Below are 18,550 nucleotides of genomic sequence, written 5' to 3' on the forward strand. Positions count from 1 at the left end.
GTTGGCTGCCAATAGATAGCATGCCAACTATGCCGTTGTGTAGGCTGCCTACTCATGAGACAGGACGCGGTACGGGGCCACCTGGACGGGCTGCTGCTCGCCGTTGTCGAGCAGGGCCCCCTGCACGGGTACGCGATCATCACGGCAGTACAGGAGCGCAGCTCAGGCGCTCTCGAACTGCGGACGGGCACGATCTATCCGGCTCTGAACCGCCTCGAACGCGTAGGGCTCCTCCGCAGCAGCTGGCAGTCCGTCGGGGAACGGCGCAGGCGCTGCTACGAGCTCACCGACGCGGGGCGGCGCACCCTGGACGGCGAGCGGACGGCCTGGATCGAGTTCACGACGGCGATCGGCTCGGTCCTGAATCCGGCGACACCGCCCGGATTCGCCACATGAGCTCCACGGACCGGACGAACGACCCGGTCGAGGACTACGTCACCTCGCTGGAATCGTCCCTGCACGGCCCCGCCCGGGCCAGGTCGAGGCTGGTCGAGGAGGTACGCGACGGCCTCACGGACTCCGTGGCGGAGTACACCCGCCAGGGTCTGCCCCATGGCCGCGCCGCCGCCGAAGCGGTGCGCGAATTCGGGACCCTGCCCGACCTCATAGCAAGCTGCCAGCGGGAACTGACCATCGCCCAGGCCCGGCACACGGCCCGGCGCATCGCGATGACCGGCCCCTTCCTGATCGCCTGCTGGTACCTCGTCGGCACCGCGGACCAGGACCAGCGGGTGCCGCGGACCGCTCAGCTGATGGCCGCCCACCTGGCGGGGGCCGCGGTCGTCGCGGCCCTGCTCGCCGCGGTGGCGCTCGCCGCCACCGGCACCCTCGCCCGCAGGCTGCCCATCCCGGACCGGCTGCCGCGCATGGTGGGGTGGGCGGGCACGACCGCCAGCGTGTCCATGGCGGTCGCCACGCTCGCCCTCGCCGCCGCCTCCGCGCCGGCCACGAACTGGCCGCTGACAGCGCTCGCCGGGGCACTCGCCGCCGCCTCGCACGGCTGGATGGCCGGCTCCGTACGCGTCTGCCGCACGTGCGCACGGCTGCCCGTGAGAGAACTCGCCGTCACGCGGTAACCGCCCGGGTGACCGGCACGGCGTGCGCCCGGTACTCCCCGTCGCCCGCGCGGAGGACCGGGCCCTCGTACGGCCCGGTCCTCCGCGGGCGAGGCGTGCGACGCGCGGCGCACAGCGGCAGCCGCCGAGGCGGTCACGGCGCCGCGGTCACGCCAGGCCCAGCGACTCCAGCGCGCGACGCTGCCCCGGTGTCGCCCGGGCGGGCCAGTAGACGTAGCAGACCCCTCCCGTACCGCTCCTGACCTGCCCGTTCGCGTCATAGCGCTTGGTGCGGAGCCAGATCGTCTCCCACTCGTGGCGCAGGTAGACACGCCGCACCGCCTCGTTGCTCGGCGACGCCGGGTCGTTGGCGATCACATCGCCGTCCTCGGTGAAGCCGATCACCGTCATCAGGTGGCCCGAGGTGCCGTAGCCCGCACCGGTCAGCTCCGTCTTGAGGAACGACTGCGACGTGATGACCGGGATGCCGGCCCGGACCAGGGTCTCCAGGTCCTTCAGCGAACCCAACCGGGTCACCACGGCGTTCATGTCGTCGTAGGTCGCCGCGTAGGCGGCGTTGAACGGCCAGTTCCCGCAGCCCTCGTACTGGTTGTCGTACGTGAAGCGCGCCGCGTGGCAGACCTGCGGGTCCTCCAGTTCCGGCTTGACCCAGGCGAGGTCCTCGGCGCTGGGCCTGCGGCCCCAGTACTCGACGATCATCTGCGAGGAGGTGGGGCTGCACCAGGCCTCGCCGCCGTTGTCGTACTCGGGGTACTGCCCCACGTGCACGTTCTGCGAGTAGCGCGGCACCGGCAGCTCCCGGGCGAGGCCGGGCGCGGAGGCGGGCACCGTGAAGCGGTCCGGGATGTCCGAGGCCATCGCGCCCAGGCGCCACACCGTGGGCGTGAGCCGGGTGCCGGGCGTGCGGTACAGGGTCAGCCGCAGCCGGTAGGACAGCAGGCGCAGACCGCTCGCCGCGTCGTCCACCGAGAACGTGTCGGTCCAGATCGAGCTCTTGCCGTCGGTCTGGTCGTCGACGGAGGTACGGCGGATGTCGCCGTCGCCGGCGGCCCAGCGGCCCATGACGTACCAGGGGGTCTCGGTGCCGTCCGAGTATCCGCCCCGGAGTTCGATCTGGATCCAGGTGCCGGCGGGCGTGTCGGCGTTCCAGGACGCGATGACCTCGGTGGCCGGAACGGAGGAGCGGTGGACCGGCGAGGTCCAGGTGGCGTACTCCCATGCCGCGGTGGTTCCGGTGTGCGGGTCGGTGTAGTCGGTGCGCCCCAGCGCGTGGCCGATCACCAGCCCCGGGCGGCGGCCCGCGACCGCGCGGGTCCCGGCGCCGGAGCCGCAGCGCCAGTCGGTGTACGTCGTCCAGAAACGGTTGTCCACGGAAGGGGCCGCCGAAGGTGAGCCGGGCCGGGCGGGGAGCGGGCCCGCGGCCGCCGCGGAAGCGGCGGAGGACACCGTTCCGGCGCCGGCCGCTGCCGCGATCGCGGCGGTGAGCACGGTTCTGCGTGAGGTCGGACTGGGCATGGGCGAGACCCCCGGTCGTAAACGGAATGGTGCGGCAGGTGCACGACAGTGCGCCAACTATTGCGGGTCGCGCCCCGGTTCGGCCAGCGATTCGGCTCGTGCCGACCAACCAATATTGGTGTGGACCACTGGCGTGACCTGCGACGGCTCCGCGCCGGCCACCGACTCGTAGGCTGGAGCCATGAACGACCTCTCGCGCCTCGCCGCACGGCTGCGGACCCTGCCGCCGTCCTGCGGACCGGTCCGGCTGATCGCCGTCGACGGCCACGCGGGATCCGGCAAGAGCACCTTCGCCGCCCGGCTCGCGGCGGCGCTCGACGACGCCCCCGTGCTGCATCTGGACAATCTGGCCACGCACGAAGAACTCTTCGACTGGACCGGCAGGCTGCGGGAGCAGGTGACCGGCCCGCTGTCGCGCGGCGAGTCCGCCCGCTACGCGCCGTACGACTGGACGGCGCGGGGCTTCGGGCCGCCGCGCACCCTGGCCCCCGCCCCGCTGATGCTGATCGAGGGGGTCGGCGCGGGACGGCGGACCCTGCGCCCCGTCCTCGCCCATGTGCTGTGGATGGACCTGCCGGCCGCGGAGTCCTGGGAGCGGGGCCGGAGGCGGGACGGGCCGTCGCTGAGCGCCTTCTGGGACGGCTGGACGACGGCCGAGGCAGCTCATTTCTCGGCCGATCCCTCACGCCCCTGGGCCGACGCTCTGGTACGTCAGTTGCCTGTGGGGTACGAGTGGCTGGAGGGAGCCCCTCCGGCAGCAGGAACAGACTCATTCGTCACCCAAAGTGATCACCCCGCGCCGCCATACTGAGCAGTCGGAAATCGGACCGGAAGTGCCTCAACTCTGCTTGACCCGGGAGCGGTACAGGTCTTACGTTCTCAATGTGCGGCTTTTCGGAGCCCCCGCAGACGCGAAGCCCCCGGTTGTTCCCCCGTGATCGGGGGCTTCGTTCTGTGCCCGACGCCGGCTTCCGGCCTCGCCCTACCCCGTTCCGATCACCGTGGGTCACGGCCGGTCTTCGGCCTGCGGCGCCCTTAGTCGCACACTCCCTGCGCAGGTACGATGCCTCTCGGTGCGGTCAATTCCCGTCCATGGCACAGTGATCCGGCGCGCCTCGGCGGGCTGTCGTGCGGCGGGACATCCTGGGGGCACGGTTTGTGGGGGACCTGATGGACATCGGCACGCAGGGCGCACAGGCCCCGGCCGACCTCGCGTGGCTGCGCGGCGTGGACGCCTACACGATGGGCGCCTACCCGCAGGCCGAGGAGGAGTTCAGAGCCGCGGTACGCCTCGATCCCGGTATGGCGGACGCCTGGCTCGGCCTCCATGCGCTGCGGGTCGACACGACGACGGCACTGCTGCACATGTACCGCCATCGCGACCGCTTCGGCGATCAGCGCGCACGTCACCGACGCACACTCAATTCCTGGTACTGGCTGGGCTGGTGGGTGCAGCCGGTGCTGGAAAGCCCGCGCGACCTGCTGCTCGCGCACGCCTCGCACTGGCTGGACGGCCGCCATGTGCCCGACCTCGACCGGGCGCTGGCCGGCCTGCCGCCGGTGGACGCCGATCCGCAGGTCCGCTTCCTGCATGCCTGCCGCTCCTATCTCGTCAAGGACTGGGAGCAGCTCGTACGCCATACGGAGCACCTGGTCGACGATCCGCTGCTGGGCATCGAGGCGGGGCTCTTCGGCGGGATGGCGCGGGTGCGGCTGGAGATGTACGGGCAGGCCGAACCCCTGTTGTCCACCGCGCTGATGCGCTGCCGCAGTGAGCAGCCCCAGCGCAAGGAACTGCGCTACTGGCTGGCCCGCGCGCACGAGGGCACGGGCCGCAGCGCCGCCGCACTGCCTCTGTACCGTGCGGTCCACCGGATCGACCCCGCGTTCATGGACACCTCGGCCCGGCTGGCCGCGATCGCGGACTACGACGGGCTGGACGGCTCCGAGGAGGCATCCGGCCTGGCCCCTGTCTCGCTGACCGGTCTGGGCGCCGACGGTACGTTCACGGAGGCGCAGCCGGACGGCGATTCGCTGCTGGGCACCGATCTGGTGGACGGCAGGGAGCTGCGGCCGGGCGTCGAGCCGCAGGACCTGCCGGGCATCGACGTGTCGCCGCCCCCGGGCGGGGCCCGGCAGAAGACCGCGGTCCCCGGTCAGTCCGCCCCGCAGTCGTTCCCGGCCGGGCCGAGCGATCCCGCGCTGCTCGCCGAGGCACTGGCGGAGCTGGAGCGGATGGTCGGCCTGGAGCCGGTGAAACGGCAGGTCAAGGCGTTGTCGGCGCAGCTGAACATGGCAAGGCTGCGGGCGGGCCAGGGGCTGCCCGTACAGCCGCCGAAGCGGCATTTCGTCTTCTCGGGTCCGTCCGGGACCGGAAAGACCACGGTGGCGCGGATCCTCGGACGGGTCTTCTACGCCCTGGGCCTGCTCGGCGGGGACCATCTCGTCGAGGCCCAGCGGGCTGACCTGGTGGGCGAGTTCCTCGGCCAGACGGCGGTGAAGGCCAATGAGCTGATCGACTCGGCGCTGGGCGGCGTGCTCTTCGTCGACGAGGCGTACAGCCTCTCCAACACCGGTTACAGCAAGGGCGACGCGTACGGCGACGAGGCGCTTCAGGTCCTCCTCAAGCGCGCGGAGGACAACCGGGACCATCTCGTCGTCATCCTGGCCGGCTATCCGGAAGGCATGGACCGGCTGCTGTCCACCAACCCCGGGCTCTCCTCGCGCTTCACCACCCGGGTGGACTTCCCCAGCTACCGGCCCCTGGAGCTCACCTCCATCGGTGAGGTGCTGGCGGCCGAGAACGGGGACGCCTGGGACGAGGAGTCGCTGGAGGAGCTGCGGTCCATCAGCGGCCATGTCGTCGACCAGGGCTGGCTCGACGAGCTGGGCAACGGCCGCTTCCTGCGCACGCTGTACGAGAAGAGCTGTGCCTACCGCGACCTGCGGCTCTCGGGGTACGCAACGGTGCCGACACGGGACGATCTGGCGACGCTGCGGCTTCCGGACCTGATGCAGGCGTACGGCGAGGTGCTGTCCGGACGGGGGCCGGTGGGCCGGGGCCGGCAGGAGCCGCCCGAGGTCTGAGGCGGTTCCTGCCGGCCCGGACCGGCGGAACGGGCGCTGCCCGACCTGGGCGCGCCCGAACCGGCGGAACGGGCGCTACCCGACCAGGGCGGACAGCTCGTCCGAGCCGGTCTGCCGCTCCTCGGTGCGGCGCGGCTCCGAGACCCGGTGGGCCGGGTCCCGTACCTCTCCGACCAGCATTTCCAGCACGTCCTCCATGGCGACCAGGCCCAGCACCCGGCCCGACGCGTCGGCGACCTGGGCCAGATGCGTCGCCGCGCGGCGCATCACGGTCAGGGCGTCGTCCAGGGGCAGCTCGGCCCGCACGGTGGCCATGGGGCGCCACACGTGCTGCGGGACGGCCCGCTCGCCGTCCTCCAGGTCGAGGACGTCCTTGACGTGCAGGTAGCCCATGAACGGGCCGCCGCCCTCCGCGCAGACGGGGAAGCGCGAGAAGCCGGTCCGTACGGTGAGCTCCTCGATCCGGCGCGGAGTGACGGAGGGGTCCACCGTCACCAGGGCCGCTCTGCGCAGGAGCACGTCGGTGACGGGCCTGCTGCCGAGCTCCAGGGCGTCCTCCAGCCGTTCCTGCGCCTCCGGCTCCAGGAGCCCGGCCTGCCCGGAGTCCTCGACGAGCCGGTTGAGCTGCTCGCTGGTGAAGACGGCCTCCACCTCGTCCTTCGGCTCGACGCCGAAGAGCCGGAGGACCAGCCGGGCACAGGCGCCCAGCGCCGAGGTGACCGGCCGGCAGAGCCGGGCGAAGCCGACGAGGCCGGGGCTGAGCCACAGCGAGGTCTTCTCCGGGGCCGCCATCGCCAGGTTCTTCGGGACCATCTCGCCGATGACGAGGTGGAGGAAGACGACGAGGACCAGCGCCAGCACGAAGCCCAGCGGGTGGACCATGCCCTCGGGCAGGTGCGCCGCGTGGAAGACGGGCTCCAGCAGACGGGCGACGGTCGGTTCCGCGACGGCACCGAGGGTCAGCGAGCAGACGGTGATGCCGAACTGGGCGGCCGCCATCATCTGCGGCAGGTTCTCCAGGCCGTACAGCACCTGGCGGGCCCGGCTCGATCCGGCTGCCGCGAGGGGTTCGACCTGGCTGCGGCGCACCGAGACGAGGGCGAACTCCGCCCCGACGAAGAAGCCGTTCGCCAGGACGAGAAGTCCGGCGAAGAGCAACTGGACCAGGCTCATCGCGCAGCCTCCAGAACCCGGCCGGAGGTCTGCGGCGCGGCCGGTGCGGGCGAGTCGGCCAGGCGTACGAAGCGGACCTTCTCGGCCCGGTAGTGGCCGACCTGGCGGACGGCGATCCGCCAGCCGGGCAGTTCGGTCCGGTCGCCGGGGGCGGGGATCCGGCCCAGCAGGTCGGCGACCAGTCCGGCGACGGTCTCGTAGGGGCCGTCGGGAACGTCGAGGCCTATGCGGCGCAGGGTCAGCACCCGGCAGCTGCCTTCGGCGTCCCAGGCGGGCCGCCCGTCCTCGGGGGCTGCGGCGGCCAGCTCGGGGCGGTCGGCGCCTTCGGCGTCGTGCTCGTCGCGTACCTCGCCGACGAGCTCCTCGATGATGTCCTCCAGCGTGACGACTCCGGCGGTGCCGCCGTACTCGTCGACCACGACGGCGATCGGCTGCTCGTTGCGCAGCCGCTGGAGCAGCTGCTCCACGGGCAGGGTCTCGGGGACCAGGAGCGGCGGCACGGCGATCCGGCCGGCGGGGGTGCGCAGCCGGTCCTGGGCGGGTACGGCCAGCGCGTCCTTGAGGTGGATCATGCCGACGACCTCGTCGATGCGCTCCCGGTAGACGGGGAAGCGGGAGAGGCCGGTGGCGCGGGTGAGGTTGAGGACGTCCTGCGCGGTCGCGGAGGACTGGAGGGCGCTGACCTTCACGCGCGGGGTCATCACGTGCTGGGCGGTGAGCCCGGCGAGCGACAGGGTCCGCACGAAGAGGTCGGCGGTGTCCTGTTCGAGGGTGCCGGCCTCGGCCGAGTGCCGCGCGAGGGAGACCAGCTCCCCCGGCGTACGGGCCGATGCCAGCTCCTCGGCCGGCTCGACTCCCAGGAGCCGCACCAGCCGGTTGGCGACGGTGTTCAGCAGTCCGATCACCGGGCGGAAGACCCGGGTGAACCCCAACTGGGGTCCGGCGACGAACCGTGCGACCTGGAGCGGTTTGGAGACCGCCCAGTTCTTCGGTACGAGTTCGCCGATGACCATCTGCACGGCGGCCGCGACCAGCATGCCGATGACCACGCTGATGCCGGGAACGGCACCGTCGGGCAGACCGGTCAGGGCGAGGGGGCCGTGCAGCAGCTGGGCGAGCGCCGGTTCGGCGAGCATCCCGACCACCAGTGAGGTGATCGTGATGCCGAGCTGGGTGCCGGAGAGCTGGAAGGAGAGCTCGCGCAGGGCGTCGACGACGGTCCGGGACCGTCGGTCGCCCTCGGCGGCGGCGCTCTCGGCGTCCGCCCGTTCCACGGTGACGAGCCCGAATTCGGCTGCCACGAAGAATCCGTTGGCGAGGATGAGAAGGAATGCCGCACCGAGAAGCAGCAGGGGGGTGGTCATACCGCCGCCTCCACTGAAGGGGCGGCGCAGGTACTACCGGACGATCCGTCCATTGCTGGAGGGAGTCACTCCTTGGGTCGCAGGAAAGCCCCGCCGGCCTTGGGGGCCTCTGGTGCGGGGCGGGGCGCACAGGGCGCCGCCGCCCTCCAGAGTAGTCAACGAGAGGCCGTACGGGGCAGGGGGCTCAGCGGTTGTCCGTGCCGGTGCCGCGGTTCTCGGCGAGGGCGCGGAGCGTCCGGGCGTCGCGGATGGCCTGCTCCTTGGCGATTCCGGGCTGGATGCCGAGAGCGGGCATGCTGGTCCCGTCGCTGAGGTCGAGGAAGACCCACGGGTCGCCGGCGCGCAGGTTGACGCGCACGATCTCCGCCCAGGACAGCCGCCTGGTGCGGGTGAGGTTGACGACCGTCACCCCGCTGTCGTCCGCCACGATCCGGGGGCGGCTGAGCAGCGCCAGGACGCCGAAGAAGAGCAGCGCGGTGAAGATGAAGCTGACCCGCTCTCCCCCGCTGAGCTGTTCGAGGGTGAAGGCGACGGCGGTGATGACGGCGAACATCACCGCTCCGACGGTCAGCAGGACCACCCGGGTCCGGGTGGGCCGGAAGGTGACCGGAAGGGCGGGGAGTGCGGGGGCTGGCATGGTCTTCTTCCGTGTCCCGCCGTCAGAGGCGGCAGGCGTGGATGGCCGTGGTGAGGATGGCGCGGGCGCCGAGGTCGTACAGGTCGTCCATGATCCGCTGCGCCTCCTTGGAGGCGACCATGGACCGGACGGCGACCCAGCCCTCGTGGTGCAGCGGGGAGATGGTCGGCGACTCCAGGCCCGGGGTGAGGGCCACGGCGCGCTCCAGGTGCTCGACGCGGCAGTCGTAGTCCATCATCACGTAGCTGCGGGCCACCAGGACGCCCTGGAGACGGCGCAGGAACTGCTGGACCTTGGGATCGTCGGTGGCGGCGCCGGTGCGGCGGATGACGACCGCTTCCGACTTCATGATCGGCTCGCCGATGACTTCGAGTCCGGCGTTGCGCATGCTGGTGCCGGTCTCGACGACGTCGGCGATGATCTGGGCGACGCCGAGTTCGATGGCGGTCTCGACGGCTCCGTCGAGGTGGACGACGGAGGCGTTGACGCCGGTGTCGGCCAGGTGCTTGGCGACGATGCCCTCGTAGGAGGTGGCGATCGTCATGCCGTCGAAGTCCTGGGGCCCGGCGGCGGTGCCGGGCTTGGTGGCGTAGCGGAAGGTGGAGCGGGCGAAGCCGAGCTGGAGGATCTCCTCGGCATCGGCACCGGAGTCCAGCAGCAGGTCGCGGCCGGTGATGCCGATGTCGAGGCGGCCCGAGCTGACGTAGATCGCGATGTCGCGCGGACGCAGGTAGAAGAACTCGACCTGGTTCTCGGGGTCGACCAGGACCAGTTCCTTGGACTCCTTGCGCTGTTTGTAGCCCGCCTCATGGAGCATCGCCATCGCAGGCCCGGAGATAGCACCCTTGTTGGGGACGGCGATGCGCAGCATGAGGTCGGGTTTCCTTTGCGAAAGAGGTCGGGAACGTCGGGCGGATGCGGAGGTCGTGCTCAGAGGTGGGCGTAGACGTCGTCGAGGGAGATTCCGCGCGCGACCATCATCACCTGGACGTGGTACAGCAGTTGCGAGATCTCCTCGGCGGCTGCGTCCTTGCTCTCGTGCTCGGCGGCCATCCAGACTTCGGCGGCCTCCTCGACGACCTTCTTGCCGATGGCATGCACGCCCTTGTCCACCAGTTCGGCGGTACGGGAGGTGGAGGGGTCGCCGTTGGCGGCCTTGAGCTGCAGCTCGGCGAAGAGCTCTTCGAAGGTTTTGTTCGCCATGATGTCCTTAAGAATACGGGGTCCGGGACCCGCACTCAGCGCCAGGGTTCGCTGACCGAGCGCAGTGTGGTGGCGGTGGCCACGGCGGCGGTGACCGCTTCGTGCCCCTTGTCCTCGTTGGACCCTTCCAGGCCGGCCCGGTCGAGCGCCTGTTCCTCCGTGTCACAGGTGAGGACGCCGAAGCCGACGGGGACTCCGGTGTCCACGGCTACCTGGGTCAGGCCGTTGGTGACGCCGTGGGACACGTATTCGAAGTGCGGGGTGCCGCCGCGGATGATCACGCCGAGGGCGACGATCGCGTCGTAACCGCGGCCGGCCAGCACCTTCGCGACGACCGGGAGCTCGAAGCTGCCGGGAACCCGCAGCAGGGTCGGCTCGTCGATGCCCAGCTCGTGCAGCGCGCGCAGTGCACCGTCGACGAGTCCGTCCATGACCTTCTCGTGCCACTGCGCCGCGACGACGGCGACGCGCAGGTCACCGCAGTTGCGTACGGACAGTTCGGGTGCGCCCTTGCCGCTCATGTCTCTCCTACTTCGTTCCGGATAGGTGCTGGTGTGTTACTGGTTGCCGCAGGTCGACGCGGTGGCGGCGTCGAGCCAGGGCAGGTCGTGGCCCATGCGGTCGCGCTTGGTGCGCAAGTAGCGCAGGTTGTGCTCGCCCGCCTGGACGGGCATCGGCTCCCGGCCGGTGACGGCCAGGCCGTACCGCAGGACGGCGGCGGTCTTCTCCGGGTTGTTCGTCATGAGCCGCAGGCTGTGGACGCCGAGGTCCTTGAGGATCTGGGCGCCGGCCGCGTAGTCCCGGGCGTCGGCGGGCAGGCCGAGCTCCAGGTTGGCGTCGAGGGTGTCGATGCCGCGCTCCTGGAGTTCGTACGCGCGCAGCTTGGACAGCAGTCCGATGCCGCGGCCCTCGTGGCCGCGGAGATAGACGACGACGCCGCGGCCCTCCTCCGTGATGCGCCGCATCGAGGCCTGCAGCTGGGGGCCGCAGTCGCAGCGCTGGGACCGGAAGATGTCGCCGGTCAGGCACTCGGAGTGGACCCGGACGAGGACGTCCTCTCCGGTCCCGATGTCGCCGTGGACCAGGGCGACGTGCTCGACGCCGTCCACGGTGGAGCGGTAGCCGAACGCGGTGAACGCGCCGAAGTCGGTCGGCAGCCGTACCTCGGCCTCGCGGCGGACGGTCGGCTCGGAGGTACGGCGGTAGGCGATCAGGTCCTCGATGGAGATGATCGTCAGTCCGTGCTTGCGTGCGAACGGCACCAGCTGGGGCAGTCGCAGCATGACGCCGTCCTCCCCGGCGATCTCGACGATGGCCCCGGCGGGCCGCAGTCCGGCCAGCCGGGCGAGGTCGACGGCGGCCTCGGTGTGGCCGTTGCGCACGAGCACCCCGCCGGAGCGGGCGCGCAGCGGGAAGACGTGGCCGGGGCGCACGAAGTCGCCCGGTCCTGCCGTGCCGCCCGCCAGGAGCCGGAGCGTGGCGGCCCGGTCGGCGGCGGAGATGCCGGTGCTCACGCCGTGCGCGGCGGAGGCGTCGACGGAGACGGTGAAGGCGGTCTTCATCGACTCGGTGTTGTGCGTGACCATCTGCGGCAGTTCGAGCCGTTCCAGCTCGTCGTTCTCCATGGGCGCGCAGATGAGTCCGCGGCATTCGCTCATCATGAAGGCGACGATCTCGGGCGTGGCCTTCTCCGCCGCGATGACGAGGTCGCCCTCGTTCTCCCGGTCCTCGTCGTCGACGACCACGACGGGCCGGCCGGCGGCGATGTCGCGGATGGCCTGCGCGACGGGGTCGAGGGAAAGGTCCTCGACGGGTGCGTCGTGATCGCGGTGCAGCCAGGTGGGCTGGGCAGTCATGCCGTGGCTCCTTCCAGAGCGGGTGTCCGCGTACGCAGCCACCAGTCGCGCATGCCCCACAGGACGAGGGCCCCGTAGACGACGTAGATGAGACCGGAGAAGGCGAGCCCGCTGTGGAAGTTGAGCGGGACGCCGACCAGGTCGACGAGGAGCCAGGCGAACCAGAACTCGACCATGCCGCGGGCCTGGGCGAGCATCGCCACGAGGGTGCCGGCGAATATGTACGCGTCCGCCCACGGGCTCCAGGAGAGCGAGGGGAACGCGGTGAACAGGCCGCCGACCGCGAGGGTGCCGAGGGCGGCGCCGCCGAGCAGGTAGCCGCGCTCGCGCCAGGTGGCGAAGCGTACGGCGATGGAACCGTCCTGGGCCTGCTGACGGCCCCGGGTCCACTGCTGCCAGCCCCAGACCGCCACCGCGATGACGATGACCTGCTTGCCCACGCTTCCGGCCTGGTGGACGGAGACGTTGGCGGCGACCAGCACGACGCCGGACAGGAGCTGGGCGGGCCAGGTCCAGATCGAGCGGAGCCAGCCCAGGGTCAGGGCGATCAGACCGATCGTGTTGCCGATCATGTCGGACCAGATGATGTGCTGGTCGAAGACGGTGAAGGCCTCCGAGTTCAGCCAGTGCAGGGCGCTCACTTCGCCGTCTCCCCGGGCTCCTGAGCGGAGTTGCCGAGCAGCCGCTCGACGTACTTCGCGATGACGTCCACCTCCAGGTTGACCGGGTCGCCGGGCTCCTTGATGCCGAGCGTGGTCAGGGCGAGGGTGGTGGGGATGAGGCTGATGGTGAAGTAGTCGGGTCCGGCGTCCACGACGGTCAGGCTGACGCCGTCGACGGTGATCGAGCCCTTCTCCACCACGTACCGGGTGAGGTCCGCGGGGAGGGAGATCTTCACGATCTCCCAGTTCTCGGAGATCTTGCGTTCGAGGATGCGGCCCGTGCCGTCGACGTGGCCCTGGACGATGTGCCCGCCGAGCCGGCCGCCGAGCGCCATGGGGCGCTCCAGGTTGACCCGCGAGCCGGTGGCCAGCGCGCCGAGGCTGGAGCGGTTCAGCGTCTCGGCCATCACGTCGGCGGTGAACTCGTGCTCGCCGAGGTCCACGACGGTCAGGCAGACACCGTTGACGGCGATCGAGTCACCGTGCTTGGCGCCTTCGGTGACGACGGGGCCGCGCAGGCGGAATCGGGAGGCGTCGTCGAGCTTCTCGACGGCGGTGACCTCACCCAGTTCTTCGACAATTCCGGTGAACACTCAGATTTCCTTCCGGGCGGGGCCGGGGACGGCGGTGATGCGGAGATCGGGGCCGATGTGTTCGGTCTCGGTCACATCGAGGCGCAACGCCTCGGCGATGGTGGAGATTCCGGCGTCGGCGAGGGCCGCGGGGCCGGCGCCGAGGAGCACGGGGGCGAGATAGCCGACGACCTTGTCGACCAGTCCCGCCGCGACGAAGGACCCGGCCAGGGTCGGGCCGCCTTCGAGGAGTACGGAGCGGACGCCGCGCCCGTGGAGGGCGGCGAGGAGTGCGGGAAGGTCCAGCCCGGGGCCGCCCGCGGCGCGGGGCAGCCGCAGGACGGACTCGACGGGGAGGTGGCGGGCGTCGGCGTCGTCGGCGACCGCGATCAGGGTGGGTGCGGTGCCGTCGAGGACCCGGGCGCCCGGCCGTACGGCGGTGGCGGCGGTGTCGACGACCACCCGCAGGGGCTGGACGGCACCGTCGATGCCCCGCACGCCGAGCTGGGGGTCGTCGGTGCGGGCGGTGCCGGAGCCGGCCACGACGGCGTCCGCCTCGGCACGCAGCCGGTGGACGTCGGCGCGGGACTGGGCGGAGGTGATCCAGCGGCTGGTGGCGTCGGCGGCCGCGATCCTGCCGTCCAGGGTCGCCGCGTACTTCCAGGTGACGTGCGGGCGGCCGCGGCGCACCGAGGTCAGCCAGGCGGCGTTGACCGCTTCGGCCTCCTCGGCGAGGAGGCCCTGCCCGGCCGCGATCCCGGCGGCGCGCAGGGTGTCCGCACCGCCGGTGGCCTGCGGGTTCGGGTCGCCGACCGCGTACACGACGCGGGCGACGCCGGCCTCGACGAGCGCCTGGGCACAGGGGCCGGTGCGACCGGTGTGGTTGCAGGGTTCGAGGGTGACGTAGGCGGTGCCGCCACGAGCCTTCTCGCCGGCCGCGCGCAGGGCGTGGATCTCGGCGTGGGGGCCGCCGGCACGCTGGTGGTAGCCCTCGCCGACGGGGCGCCCCGTCGCGTCGAGGATGACGCATCCGACGACCGGATTGGGGCTGGTGGAGCCGAGGCCGCGGGCGGCGAGCGCGATGGCTCGGCGCATGGCGGTGATGTCGGCTGCGGTGTCCACCGGGTCCTCCTGCCTCTTCGGGCACGGACTCCGGGGCCTGTCGATGACGACAGATGAAGCGGAACGCTGAACAGGGACGCCGAACGCCCGAAAGACGGATGGATCGGTCGCCCGAAACCCATCCGCCGACGGCGGCGTACCCGCGAAACGGCCCGCCGCGCACTGCCTCCCATCCGGACTTTAACCGTCGGTCCAGGAATCCCACCTGGTCAACCGGCCGCTGGATGCGGACGGGTCGCGGACTATAACCGCCGGTTCGGAATTGCACCGACCCCGGAGTGCGCTGCTGCTGGTACACGATCAGTGTGCCACGAGTGGCCGTGACCCATACGGGCGAACGCTGTGGAGTGGCTCACAGACAGGCCGTGACAAGGGCTTTTTTCGGACACTCCCACCCTATTGGTCCAGACCTATTGACGCACTGGTCTAGTCCTCTTAATCTCTGCGTCACCTCCGAGGATCGGTTCCCGGGTGTGCGCACGCCGGGGAACCAACACGACCCACCCCCTTGTCAGTTGTGTTCTGCCGACCTCCCCAGGAGGAACCGAACGTGCTGTCCCCCACTCGCGCGAGAGCCACCCTGCTCGCAGCCGGCGTCAGTGTCGCCGCCCTGCTGGTCGGCTCACTCGCCGCAGCCCCCTCGCAAGCCGCCGACCAGGAGTCCTGTCGCCCCGACGGGCTCTACGAGACCCCGGGCGTGGCCGTCCCGTACTGCTCCGTGTACGACTCCGAGGGCCGCGAGAAGATGGGCGCCGACCACCCGCGGCGGGTCATCGGCTACTTCACCAACTGGCGGACCGGCAAGGACGGCAAGCCCGCCTACCTCGCCTCCGACATCCCGTGGGACAAGGTCACCCACCTCAACTACGCGTTCGCCCACGTCGACGGCGCCAACAAGCTCTCGGTCGGCGGCGACGGTCCGGAGAACGCCTCGACCGGTATGACGTGGCCGGGAGTCGCCGGTGCCGAAATGGACCCGGACCTCCCCTACAAGGGTCATTTCAACCTGCTCAACAAGTTCAAGAAGAAGTACCCGAACGTGAAGACGATGGTGTCGGTGGGTGGCTGGGCCGAGACCGGCGGCTACTTCGACGACAGCGGCAAGCGGGTCGACTCCGGCGGCTTCTACTCGATGGCGACCAACGCCGACGGCTCGGTCAACCAGGCCGGGATCAACACCTTCGCCGACTCGACGGTCGACTTCATCAAGAAGTACGGCTTCAACGGCGTCGACATCGACTACGAGTACCCGACCACGATGAAGGACGCCGGAAACCCGCTGGACTGGACCCTGTCCAACGCCCGCCGGGCCGGTCTGGTCAAGGGCTACGCGTCCCTGATGAAGACCCTGCGCGAAAAGCTCGACCGCGCGTCCGCCGCCGACGGCAAGCACTACCTGCTCAGCGTCGCCGCCCCCTCGTCCGGCTACCTGCTGCGCGGCATGGAGACCTTCCAGGTCCAGAAGTACCTGGACTACGTCAACATCATGTCGTACGACCTGCACGGCGCCTGGAACGAGTACGTCGGCCCGAACGCCGCCCTGTTCGACGACGGCAAGGACGCCGAGCTCGCCCAGGCGAGCGTCTACTCGACCTCGCAGTACGGCGGGACGGGCTACCTCAACACCGACTGGGCCTACCACTACTTCCGCGGTTCGATGCCGTCCGGGCGCATCAACATCGGGCTGCCGTACTACACCCGCGGCTTCAAGAACGTGCAGGGCGGCACCAACGGCCTGTGGGGCAAGGCCGCCTCCACCAGCTGCCCGGCCGGCGCGGGGCTGACCAAGTGCGGTGACGGCGCCGTCGGCATCGACAACCTCTGGCACGACCAGGACACCGCGGGCAAGGAGGCACCGGCCGGCTCCAACCCGATGTGGCACGCGAAGAACCTGGAGAAGGGCGTCGTCGGTGACTACGTCACGGACTACGGATTCCCCGCGGACACGAAGCTGACCGGCACCTACGTCCGCAACTACGACTCGACGCTCGTCGCGCCGTGGCTGTGGAACGCCGAGAAGAAGGTCTTCCTCTCCACCGAGGACGAGCAGTCGGTGAAGGCCAAGGCGGACTACGTGGCCGACAAGGGCATCGGCGGCACGATGATCTGGGAGCTGGCGGGCGACTACGGCTGGAACGCGGCCAAGGGCCAGTACGAGCCGGGCTCCACGCTCACCTCGACGATGTACGACACCTTCAAGTCGGCCGCGCCGTACGGGGCGAAGCGCTCCACCATCGACCTGCCGGCCCAGGCGCTGGACATCGACGTGTCCTTCGACCAGTTCCCGCTGGGTGACTCCAACTACCCGATCAGCCCCAAGCTGAAGATCACCAACAACACGAAGGCGACGCTGCCCGGCGGCACGGAGTTCCAGTTCGACTACGCGACCTCGGCGCCCGCCAACGCCAAGGACCAGTCCGGCTTCGGCACCACGATCGTGCGCAGCGACCACACCGCCGCGAACAACATCGGCGGGCTGAAGGGCGACTACAACCGCGTCTCGCTGAAGCTGCCCGCCTGGCAGACTCTCGCGCCGGGCGCCTCGGTCCAGGTCGACTTCACGTACTACCTGCCGACGTCAACCCCGTCGAACTGGACGGTGACCTTCGGCGGACGGTCCTACGCGCTGGCCGCCGACCTGGCCCGGGGCACGACGGTCGTCGAGCCGGGCGGCTCGACGCCCACGCCGGACCCGTCCGGCACGGGCGGGCCCAGCCCGGACCCCACGGGAGGCACGTGCGCCGCGGGGGCCTGGAGCGCTTCGGCCGAGTACGGCGCGGGGGCGACGGTGAGCCACGGTTCGCACCAGTGGAAGGCGAAGTGGTGGACGAAGGGCGAGACACCCGGGTCCACCGGTGAATGGGGCGTCTGGCAGGACCTCGGCGCCTGCTGATCCTCACGGACGGGGACCGGGGCATCCGCCCGGTCCCCGTCCGCGGGTTTCCGTCCTCGCTCTCCGCCCCCACAGCCCCATGGGCGATGGGGGCGGTGCCGCTCCGGGGAGAGGACTCCGCCGACGGGGACGCACACCCGCGGAGCCCCGCACCCACCGGCCCGTCCGGCGCTCGATGGCGGAACCCGCTCACCCAGCCGGGGCGAACAACGCGTCCTGGGCCGCCTCCCGGGCCGCCAGCACCGCGCCCCGCAACACCGCCGTACCGCCCAGCAGGCCCGGTCGGACCTCCGTGCGCAGGGGCGACATCATGGTCAGCCGCTCCTCCACACGCGCGGCAAGCGCGTCTCCCCCCGCGTGGCCCACCTCGCCCGCCAGCAGGACGTACCCCGGGTCGAGGACCGATGCCACGGCGGCCGCGCCCAGGGCGAGGCGGTCGGCGAACGTGTCGAGGAAGGCCTCGGCGTCGCCCTCCCCCGCCAGCGCCGCACGGATGGCGACCGCGGCGCCGGGCTCCTGGCCCGCGGCCGGTGCGTTGATGCCGTGGGCGGCGGCCAGTTCACAGACGGACGCCGAGCCCACCAGGGAGTGGAACCCCCCGTCGCAGTTGGCGGCCGAGGGAATCCCGGTCGTGCCGGGAACCGGCAGGAAGCCGATCTCGCCCGCGCCGCCCGACGCGCCCCGGCGCAGTGTGCCGTCCAGCATGACGGCCGCCCCGACGCCGTGGCCCAGCCACAGCAGGACGAACGTGTCGTGGTCCCGGGCGGCCCCGATCCGGTGCTCGGCGACCGCGGCGAGATTGGTCTCGTTCTCCACGAGCACGGTCGCCGGCAGCCGCTGCTGGAGCGCCCGTACCAGTCGGCGGTGCCAGGCGGGCAGGCCGCTGGTGTCCCGCAGTTCGCCGGTGACCGGGTCGATCAGGCCGGGGGCGCCGATGCCGACGCTGTGCAGCGGCGCCGTGCCGGCGCTGCGTGCCGTGCGCTCCAGGAGCGCGGCGGCCTGCTCCACCGCGTCGTCGACGGGGGTGTCGCTGCCGATGGGCAGGGTGTCCTCGGCCAGCGTGACGCCCAGCAGGTCGGCGACGACCACGGCGACGCTGTCGGTACGGACGTCGAGCCCGGCGAGGTGGGCACGGTCGGCGACGATCCCGTACAGCCTGGCGTTGGGTCCCCGGCGCTCGGCGCCGGTCTCGCCCACCACCCGGATCAGGCCCGCATCCTGGAGCCGCTCGACGAGGTCGGCGACGGTGGGCCGGGAGAGCCCGGTCAGGGACTTCAACTGAGTGGCCGTCAGCGGGCCGTCCTGCTGGAGCAGACGCAGGGCGAGCCGGTCGTTGATGGCCCGGGCGGTGCTCGGTGATGCGGGCATGCCGGGATCCTTCCAGATCTCC

General features: G+C 71.3%; 17 protein-coding genes and 1 riboswitch. Of the genes, 5 read left to right on the top strand and 12 right to left on the bottom strand.

Annotated features, from left to right (window positions below; translation table 11 throughout):
* The first annotated feature begins 54 nt into the window (after positions 1-54).
* Both ACIQMX_RS37865 and ACIQMX_RS37870 read left to right on the top strand, forming a co-directional pair.
* Positions 55-396 (top strand): helix-turn-helix transcriptional regulator, encoded by a 342-nt coding sequence (locus ACIQMX_RS37865; protein ID WP_363078416.1) that lies wholly within the window; start codon positions 55-57, stop codon positions 394-396.
* Positions 393-1,076 (top strand): permease prefix domain 1-containing protein, encoded by a 684-nt coding sequence (locus ACIQMX_RS37870; RefSeq protein WP_402485099.1) that lies wholly within the window; start codon positions 393-395, stop codon positions 1,074-1,076. The genes ACIQMX_RS37865 and ACIQMX_RS37870 overlap by 4 nt, the downstream gene beginning before the upstream one ends.
* A gap of 147 nt (positions 1,077-1,223) precedes the next feature.
* On the opposite strand, the gene ACIQMX_RS37875 is transcribed toward ACIQMX_RS37870, so the two are convergent.
* Entirely contained in the window at positions 1,224-2,591 is a 1,368-nt protein-coding gene (locus tag ACIQMX_RS37875) for a peptidase C39 family protein (protein WP_402485103.1), read from the bottom strand.
* Positions 2,592-2,772: 181 nt separating this feature from the next.
* Here ACIQMX_RS37875 and ACIQMX_RS37880 point away from each other — a divergent pair, with 181 nt between their 5' ends.
* Together ACIQMX_RS37880 and ACIQMX_RS37885 are read left to right on the top strand one after the other, a co-directional pair.
* Positions 2,773-3,402: a uridine kinase gene (locus ACIQMX_RS37880; protein WP_402485106.1), complete on the top strand. Its 630-nt coding sequence runs from the start codon at positions 2,773-2,775 to the stop codon at positions 3,400-3,402.
* Between the two features lie 359 nt (positions 3,403-3,761).
* Positions 3,762-5,678: an AAA family ATPase gene (locus tag ACIQMX_RS37885; RefSeq protein ID WP_363078409.1), complete on the top strand. Its 1,917-nt coding sequence runs from the start codon at positions 3,762-3,764 to the stop codon at positions 5,676-5,678.
* A 75-nt stretch (positions 5,679-5,753) separates the two neighbouring features.
* Here ACIQMX_RS37885 and ACIQMX_RS37890 read toward each other — a convergent pair whose 3' ends face one another.
* The 10 genes from ACIQMX_RS37890 to ribD all read right to left on the bottom strand — a co-directional run bounded on the left by ACIQMX_RS37890 (position 5,754) and on the right by ribD (position 14,267).
* Positions 5,754-6,851 (bottom strand): hemolysin family protein, encoded by a 1,098-nt coding sequence (locus ACIQMX_RS37890; RefSeq protein WP_363078407.1) that lies wholly within the window; start codon positions 6,849-6,851, stop codon positions 5,754-5,756.
* Positions 6,848-8,215, bottom strand: a complete 1,368-nt coding sequence (locus ACIQMX_RS37895; protein WP_363078405.1) for a hemolysin family protein — start codon at positions 8,213-8,215, stop codon at positions 6,848-6,850. Before ACIQMX_RS37895 ends, ACIQMX_RS37890 begins: the two co-directional genes overlap by 4 nt.
* A 184-nt stretch (positions 8,216-8,399) precedes the next feature.
* Positions 8,400-8,852, bottom strand: coding sequence for a PH domain-containing protein (locus ACIQMX_RS37900; RefSeq protein ID WP_363078403.1), 453 nt, complete (start codon positions 8,850-8,852; stop codon positions 8,400-8,402).
* A 22-nt stretch (positions 8,853-8,874) separates the two neighbouring features.
* Positions 8,875-9,723: an ATP phosphoribosyltransferase gene (gene hisG, locus ACIQMX_RS37905; protein ID WP_402485110.1), complete on the bottom strand. Its 849-nt coding sequence runs from the start codon at positions 9,721-9,723 to the stop codon at positions 8,875-8,877.
* A 59-nt stretch (positions 9,724-9,782) separates the two neighbouring features.
* Positions 9,783-10,055 carry a phosphoribosyl-ATP diphosphatase gene (locus ACIQMX_RS37910; protein ID WP_018524273.1) on the bottom strand — a complete coding sequence of 91 codons (273 nt, stop codon included), beginning with the start codon at positions 10,053-10,055 and terminating at the stop codon, positions 9,783-9,785.
* A 35-nt stretch (positions 10,056-10,090) separates the two neighbouring features.
* Positions 10,091-10,576: a 6,7-dimethyl-8-ribityllumazine synthase gene (gene ribH / locus ACIQMX_RS37915; RefSeq protein WP_266776450.1), complete on the bottom strand. Its 486-nt coding sequence runs from the start codon at positions 10,574-10,576 to the stop codon at positions 10,091-10,093.
* Between the two features lie 36 nt (positions 10,577-10,612).
* Positions 10,613-11,911 carry a bifunctional 3,4-dihydroxy-2-butanone-4-phosphate synthase/GTP cyclohydrolase II gene (locus ACIQMX_RS37920; protein ID WP_363078399.1) on the bottom strand — a complete coding sequence of 433 codons (1,299 nt, stop codon included), beginning with the start codon at positions 11,909-11,911 and terminating at the stop codon, positions 10,613-10,615.
* Complete coding sequence (locus ACIQMX_RS37925; RefSeq protein ID WP_328892839.1) at positions 11,908-12,552, bottom strand: nicotinamide mononucleotide transporter family protein; 645 nt, start codon at positions 12,550-12,552, stop codon at positions 11,908-11,910. The genes ACIQMX_RS37920 and ACIQMX_RS37925 overlap by 4 nt, the downstream gene beginning before the upstream one ends.
* Positions 12,549-13,166: a riboflavin synthase gene (locus tag ACIQMX_RS37930; protein ID WP_363078397.1), complete on the bottom strand. Its 618-nt coding sequence runs from the start codon at positions 13,164-13,166 to the stop codon at positions 12,549-12,551. Before ACIQMX_RS37930 ends, ACIQMX_RS37925 begins: the two co-directional genes overlap by 4 nt.
* Positions 13,167-14,267: a bifunctional diaminohydroxyphosphoribosylaminopyrimidine deaminase/5-amino-6-(5-phosphoribosylamino)uracil reductase RibD gene (gene ribD, locus ACIQMX_RS37935; protein WP_402485115.1), complete on the bottom strand. Its 1,101-nt coding sequence runs from the start codon at positions 14,265-14,267 to the stop codon at positions 13,167-13,169.
* Between the two features lie 155 nt (positions 14,268-14,422).
* Positions 14,423-14,553: riboswitch (FMN riboswitch) on the bottom strand.
* A gap of 264 nt (positions 14,554-14,817) precedes the next feature.
* Here ribD and ACIQMX_RS37940 point away from each other — a divergent pair.
* Positions 14,818-17,160 (top strand): chitinase C-terminal domain-containing protein, encoded by a 2,343-nt coding sequence (locus ACIQMX_RS37940; protein ID WP_402485118.1) that lies wholly within the window; start codon positions 14,818-14,820, stop codon positions 17,158-17,160.
* 189 nt (positions 17,161-17,349) lie between these two features.
* Here the strand turns inward: ACIQMX_RS37940 and ACIQMX_RS37945 are convergent, their stop codons facing one another.
* Complete coding sequence (locus ACIQMX_RS37945; protein ID WP_402485121.1) at positions 17,350-18,528, bottom strand: ROK family protein; 1,179 nt, start codon at positions 18,526-18,528, stop codon at positions 17,350-17,352.
* Between the last annotated feature and the right edge of the window lie 22 nt (positions 18,529-18,550).

The organism is Streptomyces sp. NPDC091416 (genome assembly GCF_044756845.1).
GTDB lineage: Bacteria > Actinomycetota > Actinomycetes > Streptomycetales > Streptomycetaceae > Streptomyces.